At 66.9% G+C, this 20,296-nt stretch carries 14 protein-coding genes; 8 read left to right on the top strand and 6 right to left on the bottom strand.

Translation table 11 applies throughout. From position 1 onward, the window contains the following. The first annotated feature begins 199 nt into the window (after window positions 1–199). From SOM18_RS04645 to SOM18_RS04615, 7 genes are all read left to right on the top strand, one after another. Window positions 200–1,168, top strand: a complete 969-nt coding sequence (locus tag SOM18_RS04645; RefSeq protein WP_107045237.1) for an outer membrane protein assembly factor BamD — start codon at window positions 200–202, stop codon at window positions 1,166–1,168. Between the two features lie 216 nt (window positions 1,169–1,384). Further along, complete coding sequence (gene recN, locus SOM18_RS04640) at window positions 1,385–3,049, top strand: DNA repair protein RecN (RefSeq protein WP_192191375.1); 1,665 nt, start codon at window positions 1,385–1,387, stop codon at window positions 3,047–3,049. Between the two features lie 41 nt (window positions 3,050–3,090). Continuing rightward, window positions 3,091–5,235 carry an NAD-dependent DNA ligase LigA gene (ligA, locus tag SOM18_RS04635; RefSeq protein WP_320481398.1) on the top strand — a complete coding sequence of 715 codons (2,145 nt, stop codon included), beginning with the start codon at window positions 3,091–3,093 and terminating at the stop codon, window positions 5,233–5,235. Window positions 5,236–5,451: 216 nt separating this feature from the next. Beyond that, on the top strand, window positions 5,452–8,805 hold the full coding sequence (locus SOM18_RS04630; protein WP_031440650.1) for a TonB-dependent receptor: 3,354 nt from the start codon (window positions 5,452–5,454) through the stop codon (window positions 8,803–8,805). Window positions 8,806–8,966: 161 nt separating this feature from the next. Further along, a complete protein-coding gene (locus tag SOM18_RS04625) occupies window positions 8,967–10,109 on the top strand; it encodes a sensor histidine kinase (RefSeq protein ID WP_042467064.1) in 1,143 nt (380 codons plus the stop codon). Then, entirely contained in the window at window positions 10,106–10,903 is a 798-nt protein-coding gene (locus SOM18_RS04620; RefSeq protein ID WP_031393111.1) for a LytR/AlgR family response regulator transcription factor, read from the top strand. Before SOM18_RS04625 ends, SOM18_RS04620 begins: the two co-directional genes overlap by 4 nt. A gap of 171 nt (window positions 10,904–11,074) precedes the next feature. Beyond that, on the top strand, window positions 11,075–12,943 hold the full coding sequence (locus tag SOM18_RS04615) for an ABC-F family ATP-binding cassette domain-containing protein (protein WP_031440648.1): 1,869 nt from the start codon (window positions 11,075–11,077) through the stop codon (window positions 12,941–12,943). A 122-nt stretch (window positions 12,944–13,065) separates the two neighbouring features. Here the strand turns inward: SOM18_RS04615 and SOM18_RS04610 are convergent, their stop codons facing one another. From SOM18_RS04610 to SOM18_RS04595, 4 genes are all read right to left on the bottom strand, one after another. Beyond that, on the bottom strand, window positions 13,066–13,344 hold the full coding sequence (locus SOM18_RS04610) for a DUF3297 family protein (protein WP_031393113.1): 279 nt from the start codon (window positions 13,342–13,344) through the stop codon (window positions 13,066–13,068). Between the two features lie 89 nt (window positions 13,345–13,433). Next, on the bottom strand, window positions 13,434–13,808 hold the full coding sequence (locus SOM18_RS04605) for a hypothetical protein (RefSeq protein ID WP_031393114.1): 375 nt from the start codon (window positions 13,806–13,808) through the stop codon (window positions 13,434–13,436). A 155-nt stretch (window positions 13,809–13,963) separates the two neighbouring features. Then, entirely contained in the window at window positions 13,964–14,677 is a 714-nt protein-coding gene (locus SOM18_RS04600; protein WP_320481397.1) for a hypothetical protein, read from the bottom strand. 3 nt (window positions 14,678–14,680) lie between these two features. Further along, window positions 14,681–15,892, bottom strand: coding sequence for a toxic anion resistance protein (locus tag SOM18_RS04595; protein WP_031441242.1), 1,212 nt, complete (start codon window positions 15,890–15,892; stop codon window positions 14,681–14,683). Between the two features lie 260 nt (window positions 15,893–16,152). Between SOM18_RS04595 and typA the strand changes: the two genes are divergently transcribed. Then, complete coding sequence (gene typA, locus SOM18_RS04590) at window positions 16,153–17,997, top strand: translational GTPase TypA (protein WP_031441243.1); 1,845 nt, start codon at window positions 16,153–16,155, stop codon at window positions 17,995–17,997. 151 nt (window positions 17,998–18,148) lie between these two features. Here typA and SOM18_RS04585 read toward each other — a convergent pair whose 3' ends face one another. Further along, window positions 18,149–18,946, bottom strand: coding sequence for a 3'(2'),5'-bisphosphate nucleotidase CysQ (locus tag SOM18_RS04585; RefSeq protein WP_081874346.1), 798 nt, complete (start codon window positions 18,944–18,946; stop codon window positions 18,149–18,151). Beyond that, window positions 18,939–20,285, bottom strand: coding sequence for a TldD/PmbA family protein (locus SOM18_RS04580; protein WP_056407249.1), 1,347 nt, complete (start codon window positions 20,283–20,285; stop codon window positions 18,939–18,941). The genes SOM18_RS04585 and SOM18_RS04580 overlap by 8 nt, the downstream gene beginning before the upstream one ends. Window positions 20,286–20,296: the final 11 nt, after the last annotated feature.

Here is a 20,296-nt window from a genome sequence, read left to right as displayed (position 1 = left end):
ATAGCGCCCCGGGGCCCAACTGGCGAGACGCCGGGAATGTCCCGTCGTCGACGCGGCATCGCGCCAGGCGTATCGCGCCCGTCGACCGGTGAATTGTGGCTGAATAGACCGCCCCGAAGGCCGCCGCTTCAGACGTCTCCAAACCCCCTCGCTAGGGGGGATTGTTCGCGTGCCCCCGGTTACGCTAAGGACGACGTCCATGCGTATCCCCCAGTCTCGCGCGCTCTCGATCGCGCTCCTCGCCGCCATAGCGCTCCCCATGGCCGGGTGCGCGAGTTCGCGCACCTCCACCGACATCCCGTATGTCGCGCGCGACGTGGGCACGCTCTACTCGCTGGCGAAGAAGCGGCTCGACCAGGGGCGCTACAAGGAGTCGGCGCAGCTGTTCGACGAGGTCGAGCGCCAGCATCCCTATTCGATCTGGGCCCGCCGCGCGCAGATCATGAGCGCGTTCAGCTATTATCTCGACACCGACTATACCAAGTCGATCCAGTCGGCGCAGCGGTTCATCGCGGTCCACCCGGGCAACCGCGACGCGCCCTATGCCTATTACCTGATCGCGCTCGGCTATTACGAGCAGATCACCGACGTCACGCGCGACCAGAAGATCACGCGCCAGGCGCTCGACGCACTGGGTGAACTGACGCGGCGGTATCCGAACACGCGCTATGCGTCGGATGCGCGGCTGAAGATCGATCTCGTCAACGATCACCTTGGCGGCAAGGAGATGGAGATCGGTCGCTTCTACGAGACGCGCGGCCAGTGGCTCGCGGCGAACGGGCGGTTCCGCACCGTGATCGACCAGTATCAGCAGACCACGCATACCCCCGAGGCGCTGATGCGTCTGACCGAGACCTATCTCGCGCTTGGCGTCCCGGTCGAGGCCGAGAAGGCCGCGGCGGTGCTGGGTCGCAACTATCCGGGCACGCCCTGGTATCAGCGTGCGTACAAGCTCATGCAGGAGCATCCGGTCAAGCCGCTGGCGCCGATCGCGACGGGCGCGCAGATCGTCCCCGCCGGCACCCCCGGCGCGCTCCCCGCCGCTGGCCTCGGCGAGACCCCGGCAATCCCCGGCTCGCCCGGCAATGGCGGCTCTGGTTCCGCTGCGGCAGGCGGGTCGGGCCCGGTCGGCCCCGCCGGCACGACGCGCACCACGCCCGGCAACTGAGGACATAGGGGCTCGGCCCCGTCCCCGAGCAACGTCATCCTGACGAAAGTCAGGACCCAGAGCCATTAACGGCCCGCTCGTTACCCTGGTCCTGACGTTCGTGAGGATGACGATTGGCGTCGCGCGCTTGGAAAGAACGGACGGCCCCTAGCCCCGCTGACGAACCAGAACATTGGGGGATCATTTTCGCATCCGGATCGTCTAAGGGACGAACCGATGCTGACAGAACTCTCCATCCGCGACGTGGTATTGATCGAGGCGCTCGACCTCGGCTTCGGCCCGGGGCTCGGCGTGCTGACCGGCGAGACCGGGGCGGGCAAGTCGATCCTGCTCGATGCGCTCGGGCTCGCGCTCGGCGGCCGTGGCGACAGCGGACTGGTCCGGCATGGCGCGGCGCAGGCGGTCGTCACCGCGACCTTCGATCCGCCCGCCCCCGGCACGCCGCTGATGGCGCTGCTCGACGAGAACGGGCTGACGATCGAGGCGGGCGAACCGCTCATCATCCGCCGCATCGTCAAGGCCGATGGCGGCAGCCGCGGCTTCGTCAACGACCAGCCGGCCTCCGCCGGGCTGCTGCGCGAGATGGCGCCGACGCTGGTCGAGATCCACGGCCAGCATGACGAGCGCGGCCTGCTCAACCCGCGCGGCCACCGCGCGCTGCTCGACATTTTCGGCCGTACCGAACCCGCCGCGACGACGCGCGCGTGGACCGCATTGCGCGAGGCCGAGGACGCGCTGGCCACTGCCCGCGCGGATATCGAGAGCGCCGCGCGTGATCGCGACTGGCTCGAACACACCGTCGCCGAACTGACCGCGCTGGGGGCCGAACCCGGTGAGGAGGAGACGCTCGCCGATACCCGCCGCTCGATGCAGCGCGCGGAGAAGATCGCGGACGACCTGTCGGCGATCGACGACTATCTCGAAGGCTCGGACGGCGGGCTCGCCAAGCTGCGCCAGGCGGCGCGCGTGCTGGAGCGGATCTCGGGCGATCATGTCGCGCTCGCCGACGCGCTCGCCGCGGTCGACCGCGCGGTGATCGAGGGATCGGTCGCCGAGGAACGGATGCGCGATGCGCGGATCGACCTCGCCTATGACCCGCGCAGCCTCGAGGACGACGAGGCGCGGCTGTTCGAACTTCGCGCGATGGCACGCAAACACCGCGTCCAGCCCGACGACCTCGCCGCGCTGACCGATGAGATGCGTGCCCGGCTCGAACGACTCGACGCGGGCGAAGGCGGGATCGCGGTGCTCGAGGCGACGCTCGCCAAGGCGCGTGCCGCCTACGACAAGGCTGCGGACGCGCTCTCGGCCCGCCGTGCCAAGGCTGCGCTGCGACTCGACACCGCGGTCGCGGGCGAACTCGCGCCGCTGAAACTCGACGCCGCCCGCTTCCGCACCGTCTGCGCCCCGCTCGGCGAGGAGGGCTGGTCGGGCGCGGGCAAGGACCGTGTCGAGTTCGAAATCTCGACCAACCCCGGCGCGCCGTTCGCCGGCCTCACCAAGATCGCCAGCGGCGGCGAATTGTCGCGCTTCATCCTCGCCTTGAAGGTCGCGCTCGCGGAAGAAGGCGGCGCGACGACGATGGTATTTGACGAGATCGACCGCGGCGTCGGTGGCGCGGTCGCCAGCGCGATCGGCGAGCGACTCGCACGGCTCGCGCAGAGCACGCAGCTGCTCGTCGTCACGCACAGCCCGCAGGTCGCGGCGCGCGGCGCCAAGCATTTGCTGATCGCGAAAAGCAACGATGGCACCGTCACCCGCACCGGCGTCCGCGCGCTCGACGAGGCCGAACGCCGTGAGGAGATCGCCCGCATGCTCTCGGGCGCGACGATCACCGACGAGGCGCGCGCGCAGGCCGAACGGTTGCTCGAAACCGCCTGACGCTCTTGCCGCGCGCGGGGCAGCTGCCTAACCCCGCGATCATGACCGCGCTGCCCACGTCCGCCCTTCCCGCCACCGAAGCGGAGGCCGCCGCCGAGCTGGCGACGCTCGCCGAGCGCATCGCCTATCACAATGCGCGCTATCACACCGACGACGCGCCCGAGATCAGCGACGCGGAGTATGACGCGCTGGTCCGCCGCAACACCGCGATCGAGGCCGCCTTCCCCGCCAGCGTCCGCGCCGATTCGCCGAGCCGCAGCGTCGGTGCCGCACCCGCCGGGCATCTGTCGAAGGTCGCGCACGCCAAGCCGATGATGAGCCTCGACAACGCGTTTTCGGACGAGGAGGTCGAGGAGTTCGTCGGGCGTGTCCGCCGCTTCCTCAAGCTCGCCGACGACGCCCCCGTTGCGCTCACCGCCGAGCCCAAGATCGACGGCCTGTCCTGCTCGCTGCGCTACGAAGACGGCCGGCTGGTCCAGGCGCTGACCCGCGGCGACGGCCAGGTCGGCGAGGACGTCACCGCCAATGTCCGCACGATCGCCGACATCCCGCAGCAACTGGCCGGCGAGCCCCCCTACCCTGCGGTCTTCGAGATCCGCGGCGAGGTCTATATGGCGAAGGCCGACTTTGCCGCGCTCAACGCCCGCCTGCTCGCGGACGCCGAGCAGACCGGCAAGGAGGCGCGCCAGTTCGCCAACCCGCGCAACGCCGCCGCCGGCTCGCTCCGCCAGAAGGACGCCGGGATCACCGCCGAACGCACGCTGCGCTTCCTCGCGCATGGCTGGGGCGAGGCGAGCACCGTCCCCGCGGAGACACAGTCCGCGATCGTCGACCAGTTCCGCGCCTGGGGCTTCGCCGTCGCCGATGCCTTCGCGCGCGTCGAGGACGAACGCGGCGCACTTGGCATTTACCGTGCGATCGAGGCGGGCCGGGCCGAGCTCCCCTTCGACATCGACGGCGTCGTGTACAAGGTCGACCGGCTCGACTGGCAGGCGCGACTCGGCCAGGTCGCGCGCGCGCCGCGCTGGGCGATCGCGCACAAATTCCCCGCGGAGCGCGCGCAGACCACGCTCAACGCGATCGACATCCAGGTCGGCCGCACCGGCGCGCTGACCCCGGTCGCGCGACTCGACCCCGTCACCGTCGGCGGCGTCGTCGTCACCAACGCGACGCTCCACAATTTCGACGAGATCGAGCGGCTCGGCGTCCGCGTCGGCGACCGCGTCCTCGTCCAGCGCGCGGGCGACGTCATCCCGCAGATCGTCGAGAGCCTGACCGCCGCCGAGGATCGCCCCGCCTATGTCTTCGACCGGCTCTGTCCCGAGTGCGGGTCGGCCGCCGAGCGCGAGGAGGGCGAGGTCGTCTATCGCTGCACCGGCGGGCTGATCTGCCCCGCACAGCGCGTCGAGCGGCTCATCCATTTTACCTCGCGCCACGCCTTCGACATTGGCGGGCTCGGCCAGACCCTGGTCGAGGCGTTCTTTCGCGATGGCCTGATCGAGTCGCCCGCCGACATCTTCCGCCTCACCGAGGAACAGCTGGTCGCGCGCAAGAAGGATGGCCGCGTCTGGGCGGCCAAGCTGATCGCCGCGATCGATGCGCGCCGCCAGATCGCGCTCGACCGGTTCCTCTTCTCGCTCGGCATCCGCCATGTCGGCGAGATCACCGCGCGCGACCTCGCCCGCCGCTATCGCTCGGCCAAGGCGCTCGGTAGCATGCTGCGCCGCGCGGTGTTCCTGTACCACAGCATCGCGCCGGTGATCGGCGAGCCCGAGCGCAAATATGTCCTGCGCCGCGACAAGCTGCTGGTCGGTGTGATCGAGACGGCGGGGGTCGGCCCCGAGGTCGCCAACGCGCTCATCGGCTTCTGCGCCGAACCGCACAACCGCGCGGTCGTGTTCGATCTGCTGCGCGAGGTGACCCCGCTCGACGTCGTACACGAGACGCGCGATTCGGACGTCACCGGCCAGACCCTGGTCTTCACCGGCAGCCTCGAAACACTCAGCCGCGATGAGGCCAAGGCGCAGGCCGAGCTGCTCGGCGCGCGCGTCGCGGCGTCGGTTTCGGCCAAGACCGACCTCGTCATCGCCGGCCCCGGCGCGGGGTCGAAGCTGAAGAAAGCGACCGACCTGGGGATTCGCGTGATCACCGAGGCGGAATGGGCGGCGATCGTCGCGGCGAGCTGAACGCGCAACGCCTCACGCACTTGATCGAGATTGGTTCCGTCGTGGACCAATCGATGCCGGGCCGTGGCTTTTTTGCAACGCAATATGACGGAGTGCGTCCGGCGCAACACGCGACTCGCCAATGTCATGGAACCGAAATATTTGGAGCGCAGGGGCGCGGCTGACCGAACGATCAAGTCGCGGATCTCGAGCATAAGCTCAAAGGGGACATTTCAAATGCGTAACAACCTTTTCCTGGGTGCGGCGGCGATTGCGCTGATCGCGCCGATGGCCGCGTCCGCGCAGGAGACGACCTCCTCGATCCGCGGCACTGTTACAGCCAATGGCGCGCCCGTAGCCGGCGCGACGGTGGTGATCCTGAACGTGCCGTCGGGTTCGCGCTCGACGCAGACGACCGACGCCTCGGGCAGCTTCAATGCCGGCGGCCTGCGCGTGGGTGGTCCGTTCACCGTCACGGTCACCGCGGCGGGCTATCCCGAAACGTCGATTACCGACATCCAGACCACCGTCGCGCAGACCTATGAACTGCCGATCGAGCTGGCCGCCGCCGAATCTGGTGGTGCGGACATCGTCATCACCGCGTCGTCGCTGCCCCGCGCGCGCAACGTCAGCCAGGGCCCGGCAACGGTCCTGAACGCCGAGCAGATCGGCTCGGTCGCATCCGTGAACCGCGACGTCCGCGACCTGATGCGCCGCGATCCGTTCGCGCGTCTCGACGACACCCCCTCGGGCGGTCGTGCCGTTTCGTTCGCCGGCCAGAATGCGCGCTTCAACCGCTTCTCGGTCGACGGCGTGCCGGTCACCGACAATTTCGGCCTCAACCCCGACGGCCTGCCGACCCGCCGCGCGCCTATCCCGTTCGATTCGATCGGCCAGTTCCAGACCAAGGTCGCGCCCTATGACGTCCGCGAAGGCAACTTCCAGGGCGGCGCGATCAACGCAATCCTGAAGTCGGGCACCAACGAATTCCACGGCACGGGCTTCTATGCCTATTCGGACGACAGCCTGACCGGCAACCGCACGAAGGCAGGCCCCGGCGTTCCCACCGGCCGCGTCAACATTCCCGACTTCAAGTACGAGAATTTCGGCGCGGAGCTGTCCGGGCCGATCATCAAGGACAAGCTGTTCTTCATGATCGCGGGCGAGCGCATCCGTGCGAACACCCCGATCGTCGAGGGTACCGCCGGCACCAACGCCGGTACGGTCGTCCCCAACATCACCGACGCACAGGTCGGCCTGATCCAACAGATCGCGGACTCGCGCTACGGCTATGACACCGGCGGCGTGCTGCAGGATTCGAACGATCGCGACGATCGCCTCGTCGCCCGTATCGACGCCAACCTGTCGGATACGCAGCGCGCGTCGCTGACCTATCTCTACACGAAGGATTCGATCCAGCTCGGTCAGAACACCTTCGTCACGGGCACGCCCGGGCTTGGCCTCGAGTCGAACGGCTATATCTCGTCGAACCGCCTCCACACCGGCGTCGCGCAGCTGAACAGCGACTGGAGCGAGGAATTCTCGACCGAAATCCGCGGTTTCTACAAGGACTATAAGCGCGGTCAGGACCCGATTCTCGGCCGTGGCTTCGCCCAGATGCAGGTCTGCACCGCGCCGACCTCGGATCGCAGCACCGGCACCGCCACCAACAACGACCTGTCCAACACCTGCCAGTCGGGCTTTGGCAACGTCTCGTTCGGACCGGACATCTCGCGCCAGTCGAACGAACTGACCAGCCGCAGCTTCGGTGGCCTGGTGCAGGGGCGCCTGACGCGGGACAATCATGACGTCCGCGTGTTCGGTGAGTTCACCGATTCGAAGATCAACAACCTGTTCGTCCAGCGGACGGCGGGCGATTACTACTTCGACTCGATCGCCGATTTCCAGGCCGGCAATGCGCAGCGTTTCCGCTATGGCAATGCCGTTCCGTCGCTCGACCCGGTCAACGGTGCTGCGCGCTTCCGCTACCAGTCCTACAGCTTCGGTGTTCAGGACACGTGGCGCGTGAGCGACCTGTTCACGCTGTCCTACGGCGCACGCTACGACACGTTCGGCGGCCATAGCCGTCCCGAGCTGAACTCGGCATTCCTGTCGCGCTACAACTTCCCGAACACCGCCTATATCTCGGGCCGCGGCGTGTTCCAGCCACGCATCGGGTTCGACTTCAAGCCGGTGTCGGCGGTGTCGCTGCGCGGCGGTATCGGCATCTTCTCGGGCGGCGCGCCCGACGTCTATGTCTCGAACAGCTTCTCGAACACGGGCTTCCTGACCAACGCGATCGACGTCCGCCAGAACAACAACAACAGCTACACGATCGCCGGGCTGTCCGCGGCGGACGCGCAGACCAACGGCGGCGCGATCCTGACCAACGTGAACGGCACGGCGGTCCCGGCGGCGGCCAATGGCGTGCTCACCAACGCGACGGTCAACACGCTTTCGCCGACCAACGCGCTCGATCCGAACTTCAAGGTGCCGTCGCAGTGGCGTGGCACGCTGTCGGCCGACTATGATCCCAACTGGGGTGGCACGTTCGGCGATGGCTGGCACTTCGGCGCCGACTTCCTGTGGTCCGACGTCCGCAACCAGGTGTTCTTCACCGATCTGCGCGTCGCGCCGACGGCATTGCGGACGCCAGATGGCCGCGTACGCTATGCCTCGCGGACCACGTTCGCCGACACCAATTCGGACCTGTATCTGACGAACACCACGCGTGGCCGCAGCTACATCGGCGTCGCGCGCGTCAGCAAGGACTTCGATTTCGGCCTCAACCTGGGCGTCAGCTACACCTATCAGGACATCAAGGATCAGGCGCCGGCAACGTCGTCGACCGCGTCGTCCAACTACGGCAACGGCGCGTTCCTCGATGCCAACGGCGCCGCCTATGGCATCTCGAACGACCAGGTGAAGCACAACATCAAGTATAACGTCAGCTTCAACCACGCGTTCTTCGGCGACTACAAGACCAACTTCACGCTGTTCGGCGAGACGCGTATCGGTCGCCCGTACAGCTACACGATGCAGGATCTGTCCTCGAACCGGTCGCCGGTGTTCGGCACGATCGGCAGCGCATCGCGCTACCTCCTCTACGTGCCGACCTCGACCACCGATGCGCTGGTGTCGTATGACAGCGTGGCAACGCGGGACACGTTCGAGGCGCTGATCAACTCGACTGACCTGAAGAAGTATCGTGGCAAGATCACGCCGCGCAACGGCTTCAACTCGAAATGGTTCACGCGTTTCGACCTTCATCTGTCGCAGGAAATCCCGACCTTCGTCGGCGCCAGCCGCGTCCAGCTGTTCGCGGATATCGAGAACGTCACCAACTTCCTGAACAAGAACTGGGGCCAGATCCGCGAATACCAGTTCCCGTACACGATCCCGGCGGTTCGCGTTCAGTGCCTCCAGACGGCGGTCGCGACCGGCACGGCGCCGGGCGCAGCGGTCACGGCGAATTCGAGCCAGGCCTGCGCACAATATCGGTACAGCGCGCCCGCATCGGCGCCGAGCGACACGATCTATTCGCGTCAGTCGCTCTACTCGATCCGCGTCGGCGCACGGTTCAGCTTCTGAGCCCTATCGCCTCGACGTGACGACCGGGCCGCCGTTTCCAGATGGGAAACGGCGGCCCTTTCGCGTCTGGTCACCGGCCCTTCGCCGCTGGCACGAAAATCTCCTGAAGCCGCAACCACTTTTGCGCCCGCCGCCGCCCGCGTGTAAGACCGCAGCCAACCATGGCCAGCTCTCCCGCCCCGTCTTCCACCCAGCCCCCCGGCACGCCCCCCCACCTGCCCTTTTCCGCGCGGCCGTTCTTCGAGAACAAGGCGCGCGCGTTCTGGACGCTGCAGGCGGTGGGCTGGAGCGGCTATCTGATGCTGCGCGGCGTGTCGTCGGTGTCGAACGGCCTCACGCTCACCTCGATCATCCCGGTCATCATCGAGGCGATCGTCGGCTATTGCATCACGCTGCTGCTCTCGACGCTCTATGGCTATTACCGCCGGATCCCGCGCGTGATCGGGCTGTTCCTGACGATCGCGACGCTGGCGGCGGCGACGTTTCTCTATGCGGTGCTCGACGCCTTTTCCTTCTCGTTCATCCAGACCGCGACGCCGGGAATCACGATCACCCGCATGCTCGGCTTCGTGTTCCTCAACTTCGTCACGCTGGCAGGCTGGTCGGCGCTGTATTTCGGGATCAACTTCTACCTGATCGTCGAGGAGCAGATCGATCAGATGCAGCATCTGGAGAATCAGGCCTCCTCGGCGCAGCTCGCGATGCTGCGCTATCAGCTGAACCCGCATTTCCTGTTCAACACGCTGAACTCGATCTCGACGCTCGTGCTGCTCAAACAGACCGAGCGCGCGAACGCGATGCTGTCGCGGTTGTCGTCGTTCCTGCGCTACACGCTGGCCAATGAGCCGACCGCGCACGTCACCGTCGCGCAGGAGATGGAGACGCTGAAGCTGTATCTCGAGATCGAGAAGATGCGGTTCGAGGACCGGATGCGGCCCAAATTCGACATCGACCCCCGCGCCGAACGCGCCCGCCTGCCCTCGCTTCTGCTGCAACCGCTGGTCGAGAATGCGATCAAATATGCGGTCACGCCGCAGGAGGAAGGTGCCGAAATCTGCGTCACGGTGCGGCTGGCCGGGGAACGGGTGCAGATCGCCGTATCCGATACCGGACCGGGCTTGATCGATGGCCGGATCAGTCCAAGCCTTTCAACAGGCGTCGGGCTCGCTAATATTAGAGACAGGTTGGCGCAGGCATATGGCCCCGACCATCGTTTTGAAACCCGCTCCACGCCCGCTGGCGGCTTCTCGGTCGAGATCGAGATTCCCTACCAGCTTGAAGACGTGAACAGAGAGGCCGCATGACCATCCGTACCATTCTCGTCGACGACGAGCCGCTGGCGATCCAGGGGCTCGAACTCCGCCTCCAGGCGCATGAAGACGTCGAGATCATCGAAAAATGCTCGAACGGCCGCGAGGCGATTCGCGCGATCAAGACGCACAAGCCCGATCTCGTCTTCCTCGATATCCAGATGCCCGGCTTTGACGGCTTCTCCGTCGTCCAGGGGCTGATGGAGGTCGAACCACCGCTGTTCGTCTTCGTCACCGCCTATTCGGACCACGCGCTGCGCGCGTTCGAGGCGCAGGCGGTCGATTACCTGATGAAGCCGGTCGAGGAGTCGCGGCTCGCCGATACGATCGAACGCGTCCGCCAGCGCCTGTCGGAAAAGCGCGGCGTCGAGGAGGTCGACCGTCTGCGCGAAGTGCTCGCCGACGTCGCCCCCGATGCCGCCGCCGACATGCCCGATGGCGATGCCGTGTCCGCCAACCGCTTCGAAAAGCTCATCAACATCAAGGATCGCGGCCAGATCTTCCGCGTCGACGTCGACACAATCGAGCGGATCGACGCGGCCGGCGACTATATGTGCATCTACACCGGCGACAACACGCTGATCCTGCGCGAGACGATGAAGGATCTGGAGAAGCGCCTCGACCCGCGCAGGTTCCAGCGCGTGCATCGCTCGACGATCGTCAATCTCGACCTCGTCAAGCAGGTGAAGCCGCATACCAATGGCGAATGCTTCCTGGTGCTCAATTCGGGTGCCAGCGTGAAGGTGTCGCGCTCCTATCGCGACGTCGTGGCGCGCTTCGTTCACTAGTACGCGGCGGGTCGTCTCCCGCCGTTCCATACTCCCCGCCGTCATCCTGACGAAAGTCAGGATGACGGGAGGTGGAGGCGCCGTGCCGCAATCGACGACGCGCCGCGATCGGCGCTGCCCCCTCGCCCGCCCCCTCGCAAAACCATGCTGCATCTGCTAACGCCCGCGGCCATGCTGAACCTGAACAATATCACGGTGCGCCTCGGCGGACGCGTTATCCTCGACGGCGCCAGTGCGGCGCTGCCGCCGGGCAGCCGCGTCGGGCTGATCGGCCGCAACGGTGCGGGCAAGTCGACGATGGTGCGCGTGATCGCAGGGCAGCTGGAGCCCGATGACGGCTCCGCGGACATGCCAAAGGGCGCTCGCATCGGCTATCTCGCGCAGGAAGCCCCGCACGGGGTGAAGACCCCGTTCGAGACCGTGCTCGAGGCCGATCTCGAACGCGCCGCGCTGATGATCGAGAGCGAGACGAGCGAGGATCCCGACCGGCTCGGTGACGTATACGAGCGGCTGATCGCGATCGACGCCTATACCGCGCCCGCGCGTGCGGCGCAGATCCTGCTCGGCCTCGGCTTTGACGAGGAGATGCAGGCCCGCACGCTCGACAGCTTCTCGGGCGGCTGGAAGATGCGCGTCGCACTCGCCGCGCTGCTGTTCTCGCAGCCCGACCTGCTGCTGCTCGACGAGCCGTCGAACCATCTCGATCTCGAAGCGGTGATGTGGCTCGAGGACTTCCTCAAAAGCTACAAGGCGACGATCGTCGTCGTCAGCCACGAACGCGATTTCCTCAACAACGTCGTCGATCACATCCTGCATCTGCAGGGTGGCAAGATCACGCTCTATCCCGGTGGCTATGACGCGTTCGAGCGTCAGCGCGCCGAGCGGCTTGCACAGATCGAGGCGGCGCGCGCCAACCAGGCGGTGCAGCGCGAGAAGCTGCAGGAGTATATCGCGAAGAACAGCGCGCGCGCCTCGACCGCCAAGCAGGCCCAGTCGCGCCAGAAGATGCTGGCAAAGATGCAGCCGATCGCCGAGAGCTACAATGATCCGACGCTCTCGTTCGGCTTCCCCAACCCCACCGAGCTCCGCCCGCCGCTGATCACGCTCGACATGGCGACCGTGGGTTATGCGGACGTGCCGATCCTGAAGCGGCTCAACATGCGGCTCGATCCCGACGACCGGGTCGCGCTGCTCGGGCGCAACGGCAACGGCAAGACCACGCTCGCGCGGCTGCTCGCGGCGCAGCTGACGCCGATGGACGGCGACATGGCGTCGTCGAACAAGATGAAGGTCGGCTATTTCACCCAGTATCAGGTCGAGGAACTCGATCCGCACGATACGCCGATCGAGCATATGGCGCATCTGATGAAGGGCGCGACGCCCGCCGCGGTGCGCGGCCAGCTCGGCCGGTTCGGTTTCTCCGGCGACAAGGCGACGACCAAGGTCGGCAAGCTGTCGGGTGGCGAACGCGCCCGGCTCGCGCTCGCGCTCATCACGCGCGACGCGCCGCATTTGCTCATCCTCGACGAGCCGACCAACCATCTCGACGTCGACGCGCGCGAGGCGCTGGTGCAGGCGCTCAACGCCTATACCGGCGCCGTCGTGCTGGTCAGCCATGACCGTCACATGCTCGAGCTGACCGCCGACCGGCTCGTGCTGGTCGATGGCGGCACGGCGAAGGAATTCGACGGCAGCCTCGACGATTACATCGCGTTCGTCCTGAAGGGCGATGCGGGCAAGGGCGATGCTGCGTCGAAGGCCGACAAGAAGGCGGGCAAGAAAGCCGCGGCGGAGGCCAAGAGCAACGACGCGGCGCTGCGCAAGACGCTGCGCGAGGTCGAGGAGCAGACCGCGAAGTTCACCAAGGAACGCAACGCGATCGACCGCGCGATGGTCGACCCGGCCAACGCCGAGCCGCGCTTCTCGCGCATGTCGATGGGTGATCTCAGCAAGCGCCGCGCAGAGGTGAATGCGAAGCTCGAGGCGAGCGAAGCCAAGTGGCTCGAGGCGAGCGAGGCTCTGGAGGGCGTGGCGGCTTAAGCCACGCCCCTTCCCCGTCATCCTGACGAAAGTCACGATCCAGAGTCACGCAGGGTGGCGCCTGTGACTCTGGATCCTGGGTCAAGCCCAGGATGACGGGGTAGGTTTCGTGAACGAGAGGCTCAGCCCTCGTCGGCGTCGTCCGTAGCCCCGTCCGAAGCCGCAGGCCGCTCGAACCACGCCTCGACTGGCCCCGACAGTTTCAGCGTCAGCGGGTTGCCGTTGCGATCGACCTTCTTGCCGAGCGCGACGCGGATCCAGCCTTCGGAGATGCAATATTCCTCGACGTCGTGGCGCACGCCATCCTTGAAGCGGATGCCGATCCCGCGCTCCAGCAGCTCCTGCTGGAAGAACGGGCTGCGATGGTTGGTCGAAAGGCGATCTGGGGGGGTGTCGGTCATCGCGCGCGCTTAGCCGCAAGCGGGCGGGTGGCGCCACAAAAAAACGGCGCCGGGATTGCTCCCGACGCCGCGTTTTCCGTCAGACCAGATCAGCTGCAGACCTGCACCTGGACCTGATCGCCATAATAGGGATCGACCCGCCACTCGCTCCAGCACCGCGGGCGATAATCCTGGCGGTAATAGGTTCGTACCGGCGGACCATCGTAATAGCCGCCATTATAATAGCCGCGGTCGACATAGCGGTCGCGGTTGCTGCTCGCGATCGCCGCACCGACACCGAGCCCAAGGATACCGCCCAGCACCGCCGCACCCGCGACATTGCCGCCGCCGCGATGGTGATACCCACCCCAGCCGCCGCCGCGATAGCCGCGACCCCAACGCTGCGCATCGGCTGGCGCTGCCGCGGTCAACGCGGTCGCCGCAAGTGCGATGCCGAGACCTGCCTTTTTCATCAATCCGTTCATCGAGAACCTCCTCTACGTCCGGTCCGCATGAAGCAAACGCATGAACCGCGACCGTGGTCCCGCTCTATCCGAGTCGGGCTGAACCGAAGCGGAATGTGCTGTTAAGCTGAGGTTTAACGGCATGGAGAGCATCTCCGCCCCGCCCTCACGGCGTGCTAGGTCTCGTCGCGATATTTCATCTCGAGGAACCGACCGCGCGTCGCCAGCGTGTCGAGATCGTCCTGCGCGAGCCTTTGCGTCATCTCGCCAATCTCCTGCTCGATCAGCGACAGCCCCGCGACGAGTTCGGCATCGGGCGTGCGGCCATTGCGCGGCGTCGTGCGCAGCGCCTGGGGCACGCGTTCGTAATCCTTGACGAACGCGGGCAGCTGCTCGCCGACCAGCTTGCGCACCTCGATCGCCTCGGGCGCGTCGTCGGCGAACCGCGCGAGTTGCGGCGCGAGCGTTTCGAGCCGCAGGCCGATCCGGTCGACCAGGGTCACTGCGGGCGCGGGCAAGGCGGGGCGCTGCGCCTCGAGCCAGCGTTCGGTCTGCCGCGGCAGTGCCTTGATATCGACCGACGCGAGCCGCTCGGGCGTCGGCGCGCGCTCGGCGGGCCACACTGCGAACAGCAAGGTCGCCGCGACCAGCAACGCCATCACCAGCATCGCCCCGCCGATCCCGAGCGGCACCACCCAGCCGATCACCATGGCGGCAATCAGGATCACCGCATCCGCCACGACGATCCGCGTCAGCCGCTTGCCGATCGCCTGCGTATTGCGCGCACGGGCCCGCGTCGGCATCCGCGCCGCGCCGACGGCGCCGCGGTCGTCCGAGATCCGCGACCAGGAGGCGCGCGCGCTGGCGATGGCGTCGTCGACTTCGCTCACGCCCTACATCGCCTCCAGCTTGAACGCGCTCGGCGACGGGCCGCCCAGCTGTCCCTGCGTCGCCCCCTCGGCCCGCGCGATATAGCCGCGCGACTTGTCGACCTCGTTCGACAGCGCGCCGACCGTGGTCTTCATGCTGTCGAGCGCCTTCAGCTTGAACACGTCGATCGCGTCCATCGTGTCGTAGATATTCTGGAACGCGCGTTGCAGCGTTTCGAGCGGGATGGTCGCCGATGCGGCCTGTTCGTGGATCTGCGCGGTCTGCGATTTCAGCAGCTTGCCGGTCGAGTCGATGATGTTCGCGGTCGTCGTGTTGAGCGCGGTGATCTGTTCGAGCACCAGCTTCTGGTTGGTCAGCGCCTGTGCGACCGTCACCGCGGTACGCAGCGCGGACACGGTCGTGGTCGAGGCGCGATCGACGCCCTTCACCAGCTCGACATTGTTCTTCTTGACCAGGTCGAGCGCGAGATAGCCCTGCACGGTGACCGCCATCTGCGTCAGCAGGTCCTGCGTGCGCTGGCGGGTGTAGAACAACGCCGTCTCGCGGATCGCCTTGGCCTTGGCCGGGTCGCTGTGGTCGAGATCGTTCGCGACGTCCTCGAGCTTGGCATCCATCGTCTTCGACAGGTGGATCATCTGTTCGAGCCGCCCCATCGCCGCCCACAGGTTCGCGCGCTCGGTATCGATCGCGGCATTGTCCATCAGCAGCTCGTCCTTGCCCGACGACAGGCTCTTCAGGATCTGCGCGATATGCGTTTGCGACGATTTGTAGCCGTCGAAATAGTTGCGCATCTTGCCGCCGAACGGGATGATCCCGAACAGCTTCTGCGGCGCGGTCAGGTTGCCCTTCTTGCCGGGATCGAGATCCTCGACGACGCGGCGCAGCTCGGCCAGATCCTTGCCGACGCCGGTTTCCTGATCCATCGCGCGGACCGGGCGATCGAGGAACCGGTTCGACTGGCCCGCCGCCTCGCGGATTTCCTTCGCCCCCATCGCGGTGATCGCATCGACGCGCTTGCCGAATTCAGGGCTGTTGACGTCCTGCGCGACCAGATCGGTGACAAAGCCTGCGACGCGATCGTCGAGCTGCGACTTCACCCCCGCATCGACCGGCACGAGCCCGGCGGCCTTCGTCGCGGAGACGGTCGGCACGGGGTCGGGCGGCGTCAGGACCAGGCCAGGCTCGGTCGTCAGCGTCTCGGGTGTCGTCGCCATGCAATCCTCCAATCGGTGCCGCATCCTAGGGGAACGACACCCGCATTCAACTGTGGTGTCTAGATAATACACGCAGGCCACGCAATCGTCTTGGCGGCTCGCCCGGAGACCGGTGCGGCCCACCCCGAAACAGGCTCGCGATCGGCGATTTTTCCGGCAGCGGGGAACCATTCGGCCGGCAATCGAAACGCCAAACTTGCCGCATCGCGGAATAAACGCTAAGCGCGCCTGCAAATTCCGTCCAAACCGAAAGCATTCCCATGAGCCTCCGCAACGTGGCGATCATTGCGCACGTCGATCACGGCAAGACGACGCTGGTCGACCAGCTCTTCCGCCAGTCCGGCACCTTCCGCGACAACCAGCGCGTCGAAGAGCGCGCAATGGATTCCAACGACCTCGAAAAGGAGCGCGGGATCACCATTCTCGCCAAGCCGACCTCGGTCGACTGGACGCCCCCGGGCGAGAGCGAGAGCATTCGCATCAACATCGTCGACACGCCCGGCCACGCCGATTTCGGCGGCGAAGTCGAGCGCATCCTGTCGATGGTCGACGGCGTCGTCCTGCTGGTCGATTCGTCGGAAGGCGCGATGCCGCAGACCAAGTTCGTCACCGGCAAGGCGCTGGCCCTCGGCCTCAAGCCGATCGTCGTCGTCAACAAGGTCGATCGCAACGACGCGCGCATCCAGGAAGTGCTCGACGAGGTGTTCGATCTGTTCGTGTCGCTCGACGCGAATGACGAGCAGCTCGATTTCCCCGTGCTCTACGCCTCGGGCCGCAACGGCTATGCCTCGACCGACATGGACGCGCGCGAAGGCACGCTGATCCCGATGTTCGAGACGATCGTGAAGCACGTGCCGCCCCCCGCCGTGGAAGTCGCCGGCGTGCCCTTCACCTTCCTCGTCACGCTGCTCGACCGCGATCCGTTCCTCGGCCGCGTCCTCACCGGTCGCGTCAATTCGGGCACCGTGAAGACCAACCAGGCGATCCACGCGCTCGATAACGACGGCAAGATCATCGAGACGGGTCGCGCGTCCAAGATCATGTCGTTCCGCGGCCTCGACCGCGTGCCGGTCGACGAAGCCAAGGCCGGCGACATCATCTCGCTCGCAGGGCTTTCGGTTGCGACCGTCGCCGACACGATCGCCGACATCACGGTGACCGAGCCGCTGCACGCGCAGCCGATCGATCCCCCCACGCTGTCGATGCGTTTTGCCGTGAACGATTCGCCGATGGCGGGCCGTGAAGGCACCAAGGTGACGTCGCGCATGATCCGCGAGCGCCTGTTCCGCGAAGCCGAGTCGAACGTCGCCGTGAAGGTGACCGAGGCAGCCGACAAGGACAGCTTCGAAGTCGCCGGTCGTGGCGAGCTCCAGCTGGGCGTGCTGATCGAGACGATGCGCCGCGAGGGCTTCGAGCTCGGCATCTCGCGTCCGCGCGTGCTGTTCGGCGAGGACGAGGACGGCAAGAAGACCGAGCCGTACGAGACCGTCATCATCGACGTCGATGAGGAGCATTCGGGCACCGTCGTCGAGAAGATGAACATCCGTAAGGCCGAGATGACCGACATGCGTCCGTCGACCGGTGGCAAGACCCGCATCACCTTCTCGGCGCCAAGCCGCGGGATGATCGGCTATCACGGTGAATTCCTGTCCGACACGCGCGGCACGGGCATCATGAACCGGCTGTTCGAGAAGTACGGTCCGCACAAGGGCCAGATCGAAGGCCGCAAGAACGGCGTGCTGATCTCGAATGGCTCGGGCGAAGCGAACAACTACGCACTGGGCCCGCTCGAAGAGCGCGGCATCCTGTTCGTGGGTCACGGCGAGGCACTCTATGAGGGCATGATCGTCGGCGAGAACGCCAAGCCGGACGACCTCGAGGTCAACCCGATGAAGACCAAGGCGCTGACCAACTTCCGCGCAAGCGGCGGCAAGGACGACCAGGTCCGCCTGTCCCCGCCGAAGCGTGCGACGCTGGAGCAGGCGATCGCATACATCGACGACGACGAGATGGTCGAAGTCACGCCGAAGTCGATCCGTCTGCGCAAGCGCTTCCTCGACGCGAACGAGCGCAAGCGCGCGAGCCGGGCTAAGCAGAGCGCGTAAGCCTGGCATGGCGAAGCCGGCCAGGCTTACAAGCTCGGCCGGCCTCGCTCACGCGAGGTCCGACGACGCGGCTTAGCCGCGGCGCTCCCCAAAACGAAAAAGGCCGGAGGGAAACCTCCGGCCTTTTTCGTGTCCAGCGAAGCGCCCAGCCCTACCCTAGAATAGCCGCCGCCCGATCCGCCAGCCGCGCGATCGCCGCGCGGTGGATGCCGCGGGTGCTCGCGACAACCCCGAACGCCTGCGGGCGCGGCTTATTGAACACCAGCGGGATGCCGACGGCGTCGGTCACTGCGGCGCCCGCCTCGCTCGCGACCAGCGCGGCGGCGGCGATGTCCCACTCATTTCCCCAGCGCAGCGTCGCGACCAGATCCGCCCGGTCGGCCGCGACCATCGCGATCCTGAGCGCGATAGAATTGGGTTTCTCGACCACCACGAGATCGCGGTCCGCCTTGGGCAGCGCATCGGTCGGCACGCGCGATCCGGGAAAGTCAGTGCGGGATCCGGCGCGCAGCACTGCACCGTTGAGCGTCGCGCCTTCCCCCAGCGCCGCCGACCAGATCTCGCCTCGCGCCGGCGCATCGAGCACGCCGATCACCACCCGCCCGCGCTCGACCAGCGCGATCGACACGCACCAGCCCGGACGTGCCCGGATATAGTCGCGCGTGCCGTCGATCGGGTCGACGACCCAGAGCCGGTCGCGCGCGAGCCGCGCGGGATTGTCGGCGGTTTCCTCCGACAGCCAGCCGGCATCGGGCAGCAGTGCGGACAGCCGCACCTTCAACATCCGGTCGATATCGATATCGACCTCACACACCGGGCTGCCCGGCGTCTTTTCCCAACGGTGGAAATCGGTCCCGAACCGCGCGAGCGCCATCTGCCCGGCTTCGGCAGCGATCGATTCGACCGCCGCGCGCAACGTCGTGACGGGACCCGGGGGCGGTTCAGCCACTCGCCACCGTCATCCCCTCCACGCGCAACGTGGGCACGTTGATGCCGTAGCGGAATTCGAGATCGTTGGCGGGGGTCATCGCCAGGAACATGTCCTTCGCATTCCCCGCGATCGTGAATTCGGCGACCGGCCCGGTGATGACGCCATTCTCGATTCTGAAACCCGCCGCGCCGCGGCTGTAGTCGCCGGTGACGCCATTCGCGCCGCCGCCCATCAGTTCGGTGACATAGACGCCCGACACGATATCCTCGATCAGCGTCTCGGGGGGCATCGTGCCCGCTTCCATGAAGACGTTGCTCGTCGACACGCCCGGCGCGCCGTTGACGCCGCGCGCGGCATGGCCGGTCGGCTCGAGCCCCAACTGCCGCGCCGAGGCCGAATCGAGCAGCCAGCTTTCGAGCATGCCATGTTCGATGATCGCGGTCGGCGACACCGGCAGGCCCTCGCCGTCAAACGGCCGGGATCGCAATCCGTAGGGCCGATGCGGATCGTCGCGGATCGTGATGCCGTGCGCAAACACCTGCGAGCCGAGCGAATCGAGCAGGAAGCTCGTCTTGCGCGTGATCGCCTGCCCCGCGATCGCCGCGATCAGATGGCCGAGCAGCGAGCTCCCGACACGCGGATCATACACCACCGTCATCGGCCCGCTCGCGAGCCGCCCCGGATTGAGCCGCGCGACCGCCTGCTCGCCCGCGCGCTGCCCGATCGCCTCGGGCGATTCGAGATGCTGGCGGTGCCGCACGCTGTGATAGGCATAGTCGCGCTGCATCGCGCCGCCCTCGCCCGCCAGCACGCTCGCCGACACGCCGTAGGCGGTCGAGGCATAGGCGCCCGCGAACCCATGGCTGGTGGCCAGCGCCCAGACGCTGCTCGACGCGCTCGCGCCGCCGCCTTCGCTGTTCGTCACGCCGGGCACCGCGCGCGCCGCATCCTCTGCAGCGGTCGCCGCATCGCGCAACTGCTCGGGCGAGACCTCACCGTGATCGGCAAGCCCGAGCATCGGCGGTACGCCGTGCAACAGGCGGTTTTCGGGGGCGAGGCCGGCCCAGGCATCCTCGGGGGCCTCGCGCGCCATCGCCACCGCGCGCGCCGCGAGCGCGTCCATCGCCGCGGACGACAGGTCGGAGGTCGAGACGCTCGCCGACCGCTTGCCGACGAACACGCGCAACCCCAGGTCCTCGCTCTCCGACCGGCCGATATCCTCGAGCTTGCCGAGGCGGATCGAAACGTCGAGCGAGGCATCGGCGGCGAAGACCGCATCGGCGGCGTCCGCGCCGGCGGCCTTGGCGCGCGCTACGATGTCATGGGCGCGGTCGCGGGCTTGATCGGGTGTGAGCATGTCGCCGATCT

Source organism: Sphingomonas sp. CFBP9019, from assembly GCF_034045155.1.
GTDB classification, from domain to species: domain Bacteria; phylum Pseudomonadota; class Alphaproteobacteria; order Sphingomonadales; family Sphingomonadaceae; genus Sphingomonas; species Sphingomonas aerolata.
This window is presented reverse-complemented; position numbering and strand designations above follow the sequence as displayed.

Excerpts from the sequence above, each read along its gene's own strand:
- SOM18_RS04645 (WP_107045237.1), top strand. The coding sequence starts at position 200 with ATGCGTATCCCCCAGTCTCGCGCGCTCTCGATCGCGCTCCTCGCCGCC.
- recN (WP_192191375.1), top strand. The coding sequence starts at position 1,385 with ATGCTGACAGAACTCTCCATCCGCGACGTGGTATTGATCGAGGCGCTC.
- ligA (WP_320481398.1), top strand. The coding sequence starts at position 3,091 with ATGACCGCGCTGCCCACGTCCGCCCTTCCCGCCACCGAAGCGGAGGCC.
- SOM18_RS04630 (WP_031440650.1), top strand. The coding sequence starts at position 5,452 with ATGCGTAACAACCTTTTCCTGGGTGCGGCGGCGATTGCGCTGATCGCG.
- SOM18_RS04625 (WP_042467064.1), top strand. The coding sequence starts at position 8,967 with ATGGCCAGCTCTCCCGCCCCGTCTTCCACCCAGCCCCCCGGCACGCCC.
- SOM18_RS04620 (WP_031393111.1), top strand. The coding sequence starts at position 10,106 with ATGACCATCCGTACCATTCTCGTCGACGACGAGCCGCTGGCGATCCAG.
- SOM18_RS04615 (WP_031440648.1), top strand. The coding sequence starts at position 11,075 with ATGCTGAACCTGAACAATATCACGGTGCGCCTCGGCGGACGCGTTATC.
- SOM18_RS04610 (WP_031393113.1), bottom strand. The coding sequence starts at position 13,344 with ATGACCGACACCCCCCCAGATCGCCTTTCGACCAACCATCGCAGCCCG.
- SOM18_RS04605 (WP_031393114.1), bottom strand. The coding sequence starts at position 13,808 with ATGAACGGATTGATGAAAAAGGCAGGTCTCGGCATCGCACTTGCGGCG.
- SOM18_RS04595 (WP_031441242.1), bottom strand. The coding sequence starts at position 15,892 with ATGGCGACGACACCCGAGACGCTGACGACCGAGCCTGGCCTGGTCCTG.
- typA (WP_031441243.1), top strand. The coding sequence starts at position 16,153 with ATGAGCCTCCGCAACGTGGCGATCATTGCGCACGTCGATCACGGCAAG.
- SOM18_RS04580 (WP_056407249.1), bottom strand. The coding sequence starts at position 20,285 with ATGCTCACACCCGATCAAGCCCGCGACCGCGCCCATGACATCGTAGCG.